At 60.2% G+C, this 12365-nt stretch carries 8 protein-coding genes; 7 read left to right on the top strand and 1 reads right to left on the bottom strand.

Annotated features, from left to right (window positions below; genetic code table 11):
• Nucleotides 1-67: 67 nt before the first annotated feature.
• Genes NJQ98_RS10845 through NJQ98_RS10815 form a run of 7 tightly spaced genes read left to right on the top strand, consistent with a single transcriptional unit; the run spans nt 68 to nt 7754 of the window.
• Complete coding sequence (locus NJQ98_RS10845; RefSeq protein WP_262178454.1) at nt 68-2602, top strand: type II/IV secretion system ATPase subunit; 2535 nt, start codon at nt 68-70, stop codon at nt 2600-2602.
• Nucleotides 2599-4650, top strand: a complete 2052-nt coding sequence (locus tag NJQ98_RS10840) for a type II secretion system F family protein (protein ID WP_262178452.1) — start codon at nt 2599-2601, stop codon at nt 4648-4650. The genes NJQ98_RS10845 and NJQ98_RS10840 overlap by 4 nt, the downstream gene beginning before the upstream one ends.
• 6 nt (nt 4651-4656) lie before the next feature.
• Nucleotides 4657-5157: a DUF7287 family protein gene (locus NJQ98_RS10835; RefSeq protein ID WP_262178450.1), complete on the top strand. Its 501-nt coding sequence runs from the start codon at nt 4657-4659 to the stop codon at nt 5155-5157.
• Nucleotides 5151-5726 (top strand): DUF7288 family protein, encoded by a 576-nt coding sequence (locus NJQ98_RS10830; protein WP_262178448.1) that lies wholly within the window; start codon nt 5151-5153, stop codon nt 5724-5726. The genes NJQ98_RS10835 and NJQ98_RS10830 overlap by 7 nt, the downstream gene beginning before the upstream one ends.
• Nucleotides 5720-6580 (top strand): hypothetical protein, encoded by an 861-nt coding sequence (locus NJQ98_RS10825; RefSeq protein ID WP_262178446.1) that lies wholly within the window; start codon nt 5720-5722, stop codon nt 6578-6580. Before NJQ98_RS10830 ends, NJQ98_RS10825 begins: the two co-directional genes overlap by 7 nt.
• A complete protein-coding gene (locus NJQ98_RS10820; RefSeq protein ID WP_262178445.1) occupies nt 6580-7026 on the top strand; it encodes a DUF7266 family protein in 447 nt (148 codons plus the stop codon). Before NJQ98_RS10825 ends, NJQ98_RS10820 begins: the two co-directional genes overlap by 1 nt.
• Nucleotides 7023-7754, top strand: coding sequence for a DUF7289 family protein (locus NJQ98_RS10815; RefSeq protein ID WP_262178443.1), 732 nt, complete (start codon nt 7023-7025; stop codon nt 7752-7754). Before NJQ98_RS10820 ends, NJQ98_RS10815 begins: the two co-directional genes overlap by 4 nt.
• 191 nt (nt 7755-7945) lie before the next feature.
• Here NJQ98_RS10815 and NJQ98_RS10810 read toward each other — a convergent pair whose 3' ends face one another.
• Entirely contained in the window at nt 7946-11776 is a 3831-nt protein-coding gene (locus NJQ98_RS10810; RefSeq protein ID WP_431357497.1) for a DUF7289 family protein, read from the bottom strand.
• Nucleotides 11777-12365: the final 589 nt, after the last annotated feature.

The raw sequence follows: 12365 nt of genomic DNA, 5'->3' as shown, positions 1-12365 counted from the left end.
GCCCGGTGTGTTCGACCACGCCGAACGGGTGTCCGGACTTTTCACACATGGAGTGAACTAACCAACAATGGCAATCGAAGAAACAAACGAGTCAGGGTCGGACGGGGTCGATGACGGGGTCACATCGCCCGACCGAACCGCCACGGTGGGGGCGTACACGTGGGAGGACCTTCGCCGCGAGCTACACGACGGCGGGCCGTTCGACCGGGCCGAATACCTCGGGTTCGAGCCGACGACCATCACTGATAGGCTCGGGGACGCGGCCGGCGTCGCGAAGGGCGTCAACCAACCGTTTGCCGAGTACATCGACCCGGAGACGACCCCTGTGGTCAAGGGGGAGTACACCTGGGAACACTTCAAACAGGAGTACTACTACGAGAGCGGCGCCAAGGACTGGAACAACGGCGACCAGCCCACCGACGGCGAGGGTAACGTCGTCCCGTTCGACGCCGCGTCGCATCTCGGCTTCGAGCCCGAACGGACGGAGAACCGCCTCTCCCGGGCCGAGGATTTCGCCTCGGAGCTGAACGAACTGGTCGACGAACGCACCGTCGACGTGAACCCGGAGCTCGACGAGGACGAGTTCTTCTCCACCCGCGATGGCCACACCACGGTCGTCAACCGATACGACCTGGAGAAGGCGGTGCCGCTCTCGAAGAAATCACACTTCAAGGAGCTGGAACGGTACTGGGTCAACAAGCCCTACGCCTGCACCATCATCTTCCAGTCGCGGAAGGAAAACGAGAAGAAGTACTACGTCGTCGAACCCCACCTCAACCCCATCGAAGAGGACCTCCAGGGCTTTCTCTCCGGGAAGCTCAAAACCGCCATCAAGTACTCTGAGGACGATGTCATCGTCAAGGGGTCGAACGCCGACCGGGCGCAGGTCATCCAGCGCGAGGCCGAACAGCTCCTCGCGCGCTATGACCTCTACGAGGACTCCGTCAGTGCGGGCGCGGGCAGCGCCGGCGGGCTCCTCGACGGGCTCAAGGAGCTGTTCAACGACGCCGAGACGGCCGCCCCCGAGGCGTCGGGCCAGCTCAACGGGCTCTCGGTCCGGCCCGAGCCCGCCATCCTCGAAGACGACCCCTCGACGCTCAACGAGTACCAGGTCGAGAAGCTCCTGTACGTGCTCAAACGGGACTTCATCGGCTACGGGCTCATCGACCCCATCAAACACGACATCAACGTCGAGGACATCTCCTGTGACGGCTACAACAGTCGGGTGTTCGTCTACCACACCGACTACGAACAGATTATCTCCAACGTCGAACACGGCGAGACGGACCTCGACGACTTCGTGGTCAAGCTCGCCCAGCGCTCCGGGAAGGGCATCTCCAAGCGCCAGCCACAGATCGACGCCACGCTGCCCGACGGGTCGCGTGCCCAGCTGACGCTCGGTCGGGAGGTCTCGGACCACGGGACCAACTACACCATCCGCCAGTTCAAGGACGTTCCGTTCACTCCTATCGACCTCATCAACTGGAACACCTTCAGCTTGGACGAGATGGCGTTCATCTGGCTCTGTATCGAGAACAACAAGAGCCTCATCTTCGCCGGCGGGACGGCTTCCGGGAAGACCACGAGCCTGAACGCGGTCTCGCTGTTCATCCCTTCGAACTCCAAAATCGTCTCCATCGAGGACACCCGCGAGGTCGAACTCCCCCAGCGCAACTGGGTCGCGAGCGTCACTCGCCCCTCTTTCGGCGAGGACGACAAGGGCGACGTCGACGAGTTCGACCTGCTGGAGGCCGCGCTCCGACAGCGGCCCGACTACATCGTCATGGGTGAGATCCGCGGCGAGGAGGGTCGGACGCTGTTCCAGGTCATGTCGACCGGCCACACCACCTACACTACCTTCCACGCCGACTCGGTCGGCGAGGTCATCAAGCGGTTCACGACCGAGCCCATCAACGTCTCGAAGACGCTCTTTACCGCGCTGGACCTCGTCTCCATCCAGACCCAGACCCGGGTCGACGGGAGCAAGGTCCGCCGGAACAAGTCCCTGACCGAGATAAACGAGTACTCCGCCGAGAACGACGAGATAAACGTCCGGGACGTCTACGAGTGGCGCGCCGAGACCGACGAGTACATCCAGATGGGCAACTCCAACACCCTCGAAGACATCAAGTTCGACCGCGGGTGGACCCAGGAGAAACTCGACGAGGAGCTGTTCAAGCGGAAAGTGGTCCTGGCGTATCTCATCGAGCAGGGCATCAACTCCTACACCGAGGTCGCCGCGGCCATCCAGGCCTTCATCAACGACCCGGACACCATCCTGACGCTCATCGCCAACAACCAACTGGAGAAGTCCCTGGAGGACCTCCGGGAGATGGAGTCGGTCAAAATCGACATCGACCCCGAAAAGGAGGAGATGGTCCCGCGGCCGGAGGCGCCGCCAGAGATGGTCGAGGAGACAAAGCAGGTGCTCGACAACGCCGGCCCCCTGTTCTCGAAGTTCAAGAGCGGCGACAACCCGGACATCGTCTCCGCCCTGATGGACGGCAACGCGCTCGAAGGGGACACCGCCGACGAGGACGATGACGTGACCGAGTTCGGCCAGTTCGTCCCGAAGGCCGGCAAGGAGGCAGATAGCGGATGAGTCTGGACACGAAGGGAAACAGGCAAAATGAGCTCGCCAGCGGGGGCGCGCTCGGCGACGCCTTCTACCCCGCTTACCAGCGGCTCTTCGACGAGGAGGGGGAGTTCGTCGACAGCGTCGAGGACAAGCTCGCTCAGGCCCGAATGGCCGACAACGTCGAGATGTTCCTCGCGCGCGCGCTGGCCGTGGGTATCATCGCCGGGGCGGCCCTCTGGCTGGTCGGCAGCCTGCTCGGCTTTCTCGCGGTGAACATCTTTCTCGCGGGCAACGAGGCCCCGACGTTCATCGGCGTCACGATACAGAACGAGACGCTGCTGACGCTCATCGACACGCTGAAACTCCCGTTCATAATCCTCGTCACCGGCGTGGTGTTTGGCGCCATCGGCTTCGGCGTGGGCTTTGGCTCGCTCGTCTCGATTCCCTATTTCCGTGCCAGTGCGCGCGAGCGCGAAATCAACATCCTCCTCTCGGACGCAATCTCCTTCATGTACGCCCTCTCGGTGGGCGGGTTGAACCAGCTCGAAATCCTCGAAGCGATGGGTGAGGCCGAGGACACCTACGGCGAGGTCGCACAGGAGTTCAAATCCATCGTGCTGGAGACGGAGTATTTCGATACCGACTACCGGACCGCGGTCCGTAACCAGGCGATTCAGACTCCCTCGGACGAGCTGTCGCAGTTTCTCACCGACATGCTCTCTATCATCAACTCCGGCGGGGACATGACCTCCTTCCTCGAAGACCAGAAGGAAAAGCACATGCGGACGACCAAGCAGGAACAGGAGAAGATGCTGGAGACGCTGGAGCTGTTCGGCGAGATGTACATGACGCTCTCGCTGTTTCCGCTCCTGCTCATCATCATTCTGGTCATCATGACGATGATGGGCAACGCCCAGCAGATGCTCATCTACGGGACCGTCTACGGGCTGATTCCGCTGACGGGCATCGCCTTCCTCGTGCTCGTCTCTACTGTCACCCAGGACGCCGTCGGCGACGGCTACCTCCGACCGAACTCCGACGAGGAGGACGTCGTCGTCGACGAGGGCATCGCCGTCTTCAACCTCGGTCTCGTCGAGTCCTACACCGGGACCTACAGCGTCTTCGACCGCATCAAAGGTCGGGAAGGGACCCACGAACTGGTCCAGATACTCAAGAAGCCCCACCTGTTCTTCCGAGACCACCCGATGCTGGTGCTGGGGCTGACGATACCTATCTCCGTGCTCGCACTGGTCGTGAGCATCGTCCTCGGGGAGGCCCCGCTGTCTATCGGCGGCATGGAACGGAACCCGGTCTCGGGGACGTTCTTCTGGGTGTACGTCCCGATGTACATCAACTTCATCCCGCTGGCAATCTTCTACGAGTGGAACCAGCGCTCGCGCAAGGCCATCATCGGGAACCTCTCGGACAACCTCCGGAAGCTCGCCTCCGCGAACGACACCGGGATGACCCTGCTCGAATCCATCAAGGTCGTCTCCGAGACCTCCGCCGGGAAGCTCTCCGACGAGTTCGAGACCATACACGCGAAGGTGAACTACGGGACCAGCCTCAAGGACGCCCTGCGGGAGTTCAACAACAAGTACCACATCCCGCGGATGGCCCGGACGGTGAAGCTCATCGCGGAGGCACAGGAGGCATCGAGCCAGATACAGGACGTGCTCTCGACGGCGGCTCAGGCCGCCGAGAACCAGGACGAGATCGACCGTTCCCGGAAGTCACGAACCCGGATGCAGACGGTCATTATCATCATGACCTACCTCACGCTGCTCGGGGTCATGGCGCTGTTGAAGACCCAGTTCCTCGACGTGATGTCCGGGCTGACCCAGCAGGCGAGCGGCGCCGGCGGTGCGGGCGGGGCCGCCGGCGGCGGCCAGTTCGGGGGGAACATCGACACCGACGCGCTGTCGATGCTGTTCTTCCACGCGGTCACCCTCCAGGCGCTGCTGTCGTCTTTCATCGCCGGATATATACGCGAAGTTAAGCTACTGGCCGGTGTAAAATTCGCCGTCATTCTCTCGACGATTGCCCTCGTCGTCTGGATGGCGGTCGGGTGAGGTAGCATGACGGGGGAACGGGGTCAGACCACACAGGATTTCGCCATCGGTGTCAGCGTCCTCTTAGTGACGGTCATCGGCGCGTTCGTCTTCACGCAGACCGGTGCACTGGCGGTGTACGAGGGAACTTCACCGGGCGTCAAACAGCCCCAGGCCGACCGAATCGCCTCGTACGTCGTCGAGAACTACAGCACGGACGAAGGACAGAACGTGTTGCGCTACGACGAGGACGGGGGGATAGAGGAGCTGTCCGGGAACATGACGAGGCTCAAGCTCCGAGCCGGTACGAACGTCTCCTCGGACAGGCGGACCGACCCCATCGTCAACGTGAGCATCGTCAACGGGACGACCCTGGAGGAGGGAGCACGCGACCCGGCTACGGACCTCATCGACTCCGGTAGCTGGGGCGAGTACCGACGCTCTAGTCCCGTGACGACCTCGCGCGTCGTCCGGATTCGGAACTACGACTGTGGTCCGGTCTGCTGGGTGGTGGTCCGCGTATGGTGAGTCGTGGGCAGGCCTATACGCTGGAGGGCGTCCTCGCCGCCATTCTCGTCGTGACGGCTACGGTGTACGGACTGGGCGCTATCGACACCCGCGCCTGGGAGGACGAGACCCGCGCAGAGACACAGCAACTGCAACAGCGGGCAAGCGACGTTCTCTCCATCGCGGGCGAGTCCGGCGCGCTGGAGGCGGCAGTACGATGTTACGGTCCAGGACGGGACATCACCGGGGACAGGTTCCCCCAAGCACCATTTGAGTCGATACTCAACACGACCTTCGACAGCCAGGCCAACCAGTACAATCTCTATTTCAGCTACTGGAACAACGAGAGTGATACCCGTGAGACGAGACTGGCCTCTGAGACTAGCGGGGAAGCCGACAGACGCCCGCCGTCCTCTGCAGCTATCGCCTCGACCTCGGTGACTCTGACCGACAGCATGAACCGCACTACTGGCCCGCAATGTAATCCGATAGGACTGTCTATCAAAAGGGACTCGGCGTTCTACATTGAGGATGCCAATCCAAGCGGGCCCCTGTACAACGTCGTGGAGGTGCGACTGGTCGTATGGTGAGCGACGACCGAGCGCAGGTGTTGCTGCTGGGCGGGCTGGCCATCGCCATCGTGTTCCTGACGGCCATCCCGCTGTCGAACAGCCTCGTGGTCTCCGAGAGCGCGTCCACCTCGGAGACGGTCGCGGACATCGACAGGGCCGCCGAGCGGGAGGCAAGCGTTGAGCGCGGCGTCCGGGCGCTTGTCCGGGAGGCGGACGCTGACGACCCAGCCGCTCTCAATCGGTCGCTCAATATTTTCTCTAGATATTACACGAACGTCAGCGGCCAACAGGACGGCGTGTACGTGAATGCGACGGTCGACATCGGCGAATCCGAACAACGTCTTAACCTGAGCGGGCTGGAGGATCCGGGAACGACCGGGAGGGACGCTCGTGAGTGGCAACCGGTCAACGAGACACGGAGTATTACTGGCTTCAATCTCACGCTCACTGATGCACCACCCAGCAAATATATCTACGTGAACATTACCAACGAATCTGGCTACAGATATACACTTAGGGCGCGTCGGGGCCCTGGTCCTGACACACTCGTCGTGGAGACATTCAGTACCACCGATGCGACGACCGCTATCTGTGACTCTTTCACGGGTGAGATCACGGTACGGGTCGTGTCAGGTTCCTGTTCCGGGACAGGAGATGTCCACTCGTTCCCGCCGAATAACGAGAATTCGGAAGTCAGCTTCGACCTTCCGGATTCAGGCAACCCTGGGGGGCGTTTCGAGCTTACTGCAGCCGGACAGTTCGACGACTCCGTACAAGATGATCTGAATCTGACTAATCCTGCAGTAGATCTCAACTTTGTCGGCCCACAGACGAGCTACCAGCGGACAATCCAGGTGAACGAGACCTCATGATGGGTGACACACGCGCCGTCTCACCGGCGGTCACGCAGGCGCTGACAATCGGCATCTCGACGATACTGATAACGGGCCTTTTGCTGGGTGGCTCGTCGTACGTCGACAACAAGCGGGAGCAGACAGTCCGACAGGGGTTACAAGACATCGGTTCGGGGGTCGCCAGCGACTTCGTCCGACTCGACCAGTTCGACCCGCCGGGCGGGTCCCAGGACGTTTCGTTCACGTCGGACTATCCCGACAGGGTCGGCGGGGAAGCGTATCGCATAGCCCTCGTTCAGAGTTCCGACCTGACGACGATATACGTCAACTCGACGGCGAGCGACCTGGGGACACAGGTCCGGTTCGAAAACGCGAACGACATCTGTGACAGCCGCGTCGCCGGCGGGGCGATAGAGGCTGTCTACAACACCAGCCGGGACTGTCTGGAGGTGCAAACGGCATGAACCGGGCCGACGACCGCGGAGTCTCGGATGTGGTCTCCTTTACGCTCGTGTTCAGTACGATCATCTTCATGATCGGCGTCGTGACGGTCACGGGTATCGGGACGCTCGGTGAGATCCAGCAAGGGACCGAGTCAAACGTCGCCGAGGAGACGATGCGCAACTACGCGGCCACGCTGGCCGACCACCGGACCACGGGCTCCGAGCGCCGGTCGACGACGATAAAGATGCAGGGTCACTCGCTCGAACTCGTCAACTCAACGCTCGGGTGGAGCGTCGATAATGGGTCCCAAGAGAACATCACGACAAGAGCCCTCGTACGGACGACCGACACCGGTTCCAAACTGATTTACGAGAACGGCGCGCTGTTTCGCGTCCGTGACGACAGCGGTGTCGTCGTGAGAAAACCGCCGCTGCGCTGTAGCAACGACACGGCCCATCTAGCGGTGACGAAGATACGGGGAGATTTCAGTATCTCGTCGGACACCCGGGTAACGCTTCAGAGCGACCTCAAAAACCAACGTATCACCACGCGACAGGGCGAGGGCATCAATATTTCTCTCTACACAAACGGGACCCAGTACACTAAGGAGACCCAGACGCCAGACCGCTGGAATAGTGTACTTGGAGGGAGGTGGCAGGAAGGAGCAGGAGTGAACGAATACACGTGTTCGCCGATAGACCGTCTTGTCATCCACGAGACGACGGTCGATATTAGCATCGTCAATTGATGATAGATCCCTCTCAACTCGGATTTCGATGGCCCTCTTCCACACTGTAGACTGCAGTAACGCTGTCAACTGTTTTCTGAGAGGAGACAGTATCAGGATGTGTTGTTAGTCCACCCGTCGGCAACGGCCTCGCCACAGTAACGTGAACTGATAACACGCGCGGCGCGTCCTCCCTCCGAACAGGTGAACAATCACCCGACAGTTATCGTACCGGAATCGATAGATACCGGCGAGCTGTCGGACCCGCCACTGTTCGAAGTCTCCCGTAGGTACATGTCGCCAGTGACCTCGTATCCGACACTCTCGCTTGTAGTGTCGTTATACACAGTGATAGTGTAAGTGTAGAACCCCGTACCCAGGTTCGGGTCATAGTTGACGTAGGCCGGAACAGGACCCTGTCCGGTCAGGTCTCCGCCTCCGACCTGCTTGTTCTCCGCGGTATCATTGAACACCTCGGCGCCGCTGGCGTTGGTGATGCTGAGACGGATGTCGCGCGTATCCCCGACAGTCCCGTTGTTCGCTACCTTGACGTTCATCATCTGCTCCGTGATGCCACCCTTCCGTTCGATGAGTGAGCCTGCGTCCTCGTCTTCCGACCCAATGTTGATGGAGTCCCCCACAGGGACATAGACGTTTGACTGCCCAACCAGCAGGCTCAGTGCCGATGTGGTGACGTTGTCGGTCGCGACTCGGTAGCTATAGTTCGCCTTGGTGGAGGGAAGGTCGAGCGTGATGTCCTGGCTGTTTCCGGCGTCGATTGCGAGGCTCTGGGCGTCTACCTGCGTCCACGACCCGCCGGTGTCCTCGTTTTTCGCCTCCAGGACGACTGTCTGTGTGTCGTCGACGGCACCAGTGTTAGCGATAGTGATAGTTGCGTTCGGCGAGTCGTCGATGTCGGCTACGCCCGGGCCGTTGACCGCACTAACCTGGAAGAACGGCGTTGGTGGGTTACCCACTGTGACGAATCCGAACTGCTCCGCGTTGTCCGTCTCCGTTGCCTTGACCGTCCAATCGTAGGTACCCGTGGCGCGTGAGTCGGTGTCCAGCGTAAACGTGACTGTGTCAGTCTCGTTGTTGCCGAGCTTGTCAGTCGTTTTGGACACGACTTGGGCGTTGCCGTCGAAAGACATCCTGAGCGGGGTACTGCTCTCGGTACCCCCATTGTTTCGAACCGTCACGTCCATCGTCGCTGTGTCGCCGCTGTTGACACGGGCCGGGACGTCTACATCGATGATTTCGAACCGTGCTGGCGTCTTGATATTTCTGTTTTTCTTAATCACTTCGAACCGCGCGATTGCGTCGTTGAAGTCCCCGACTACCGGTCGCGTTTCGTTGCCCGGGAAGGCGTTCTCGTCGCTAAGTTCGAACAGGAACACTTCCTCGTCCTGGCCGAGGTTGAGAACTCCTTCACCGTCTACTTCCTCTACCTGACCAGGGCCAAGCATCTGTTCCAGAGTGAGTTGCCCCTCGTAGGCCGCGTCGTACTTCGGTACCTGGTCGCCGTCCCCGCGGATGACCACGTAGTTCGGATCAACGTTGTTCGGTTTGCTGTCGTTGCTTATGTCGAGTCGGACATCGCCTCTATCCGTGCACCTGTAACCGTCGTACGACCGGCCTTCACGGCTGTGGTCGACGCCGCTGTCGACGTTTCTCCAGCATTCGTAACTGGTCGCGTATAGTGAGACGTTTGTTCCCGGTTCCAGCGAGAGGAACTCGGTGTAGGGGTTGTCGAGGTCATCCCGGTACATTCGCGCCTCGGCCAGAGGCTGATTGACGTTTTCACCCGTGCCGGGAACGTCTTCCCACAGTACCCGCTCGTACGTTCCCGTGGAGTTCTCGATTACCAGCGTCACCACGATTGGGTCGGATGTCTCGTACCAGCCGGAATACCCGTTGTAGCCGTTGTACTCCAGTTCGGCCCCTTCCATGGTTATCGAGGCGTTCACCGACTCCTGGATGGTTATCGTTCCGTCCCCGGCGTTGAACCGGTCCGGGTCTTTGATGGTCAGGGTCGTCGGGAGGGTGACATTCTCCGTCGATACGTTGAGACGGTTGGTACCGTTGATGAACCTGTCAGTGTTCGCCACGACGGACCAGTTCACGGATTCACTCTCGCTCGGGTCGAGTTGGATGTCCCGTCGGCTGTCTATCGTCTCATCAGTCGCACTGTTGTTGAGCCACACCGTCTGTGCCGCCGATTCGGTGCCGGTGTTTGTGAGTTTGACATCGAAAGTCGTCTGGTTGCCGAGGTCGACGGGATTGTCGGAGACGCTCAGACTGGTGATGACGAAGTTCGGTCCGCTCTGCGGTCCGACGTAGAATCGACCAGACTGGGTACCGTTCGGTGTTATGACTTGATAACTGTAGTTTCCGATAGTGTTGAGTGTGGTGTCGAGCGAGACGGTCGTACTCTCCGGGCCGGCCGGTGAGGCGGTACCCAGCAGGTCAGGCGTCTCCGTCGTACTCGTGACCTGTGAGTTCGTATCCTCGTTTCTGATTTCGATGGTGATGTCTCCTTCGAGGCTCTCGGCGCCGGTGTTTTTGACCGTCGTACTCACGGTCACCGTTGAGCCTGCGTCAACGTCGGTCGGTGGCGAGACAGAGTTGATTCTGAAGTACCCGCTCTCACCGACGATGAATGGGTCTCTCTCGGGCCCGTTCGTCGCGATTCGGCCACTGAACCTGAGTTCGAGGGTCCCGGTGTTCCCGGTCGGGAGCGCGCCGCCGACCGTCACGTTCTCCTCCCCGTTCGGTGGGACGACGATGTCCCACGTCGCCCGCTCGTCACCGTCCACAGTCAGCGTGACTCGCTCGAAGGCGGTCATGTTTCCGTTGTTTTCGACAGTTACGTTGGTTCCGTCGAGCTCCGCTCCGACTCCGGCACTGTCCGGCACGTCTCTGGCATCCAGCACCGTGTTGGGGACACCATCGCGGTTGTCGAAGGTAAGCTCACTCGTGATGGTGTTGTTTGCACGGACAGTGATGTCGTTCGTACCGCTCTCGACTGCCGAGTCAGAGATATTGAACTGTACGACCGTGCTCTCGTCTTCCCCGAGCCGAAGGGTCTTGGACTCACTCGCTATCACAGTCCCGTTCTGTCGTGTGTATTCGAACGAGACAGCCTGGCTGTTTCGCAAGCCCCCTGTATTCGTCACTCTGGATTTCACTGTCACGCTTCCGCTACTTGACGTTCTCGCCGCCCGAAGGTCAGAGACGGTGAACTCAGTTGGCGACACGTCGCCTAAACGATACTGTATGGTGACAGTGTCGCCGGGACCCAGGGTGGACGGGTCCGTCACTGTTACTAAACTACTGTTGTGGTTATCGCGAGCCCATTCGGCCCACGCCCGAGCGTACTGACTGTTCTGAATCGTCAGTGTCGCGTTTTCTACTTGTGACCGGGGACATACTGGTTCCGTGTCGGGGCCCTCCGTAGTATAGGTCCCCTCGGTGTACAGCGCTCGCGAGAGATTGGCTTGGTGAATCTGCTGCTCAGTCGCATTCGTGGTCACTCGCAACTCGCTGGTAGACTGGATATCACCACTAATATTCATGAAGGAAACGGACAGCGACCCCTGCGTGTACGCCACATCCGGCGGTGACACGGTCGTCGCTCCCGACTCGGTCATACGCCAGACGCCCCCGCCCTCGTAGGCAACCGCTTGACCGTTGTCATCGTACTCGATACTGCTCAACGGACGGGCGCCGGTCGAACATTCCGAGTTGTTGTTCAACGTCAACGTGTATGTCTGGTCGTTCGAGACAGTCACCCTGCCATCGAGTTCATTTGGGACATCTATCGTCGTGTTCCCCCCACCGCTCTGTTCGAGCGTGCTATCTATCTGGAGCATCGACTCCTCGGCGATCTCCATATTGGCCTGCTGGTTCGTCTCGTTGATGCTTACCCACCCCGTCGCCAGGATGATTACCACCCCGGTCAGCGTGAGGCCAACCAGCAACACCACCGCGACGACGTTCGAGACTCCCTCCTTATCGGACGCGAGGCTACTCCAGTGACCCATCTTACTCTATCTCAATTTATGCGGACAAAAAACTACCGATTGATCGAATCTTGGATACCGGAAAACGCCCCTCACACACCTACTAGTCACTATTTTCGGCATTTAATGAAGTGAATACTTCTCGACGAAGATGCCTGCTAAGCCCGGCTTTTCACTCCGGTTATTGTTCGCGATTGCCGTCCGGCGATAACTACAGTATCACACTGACAGTCCCAGAGAGGCAGCTGCTCAGATGAGGGGTATCTCTCGATATCCAGTGGCTTATGAAGCCTACTGGGTCTCTGGCCACCGGCAACGAGGGCCTTGACAACCGACTGCTCGCTGGGTACGACGCCGTCAGCGGAAAAGTGATAAAACACCGCCCTTCCTCGATTTCACACAGCGCGTGCAGGGGTCGGGAAAGCAGTTGATATCCCCGGGCGGACCCGAGCACGGACCAGCCGGCGTCCTCGATGTAGGTCCCGGTGTCGGCAATGGTGAGCATCCCGGCCCAGTCCAGCTATGGTTAGCAGGCACTCGCCGACCTCGCCAACGTCGAACCCGCCACTTCTCCCACGGAACCGAGAGCGAGACAGCGGTCGGCGAAGTC

Origin of the sequence: Haloarcula laminariae (assembly GCF_025457605.1) — an archaeon.
Lineage (GTDB): Archaea > Halobacteriota > Halobacteria > Halobacteriales > Haloarculaceae > Haloarcula > Haloarcula laminariae.
This window is presented reverse-complemented; position numbering and strand designations above follow the sequence as displayed.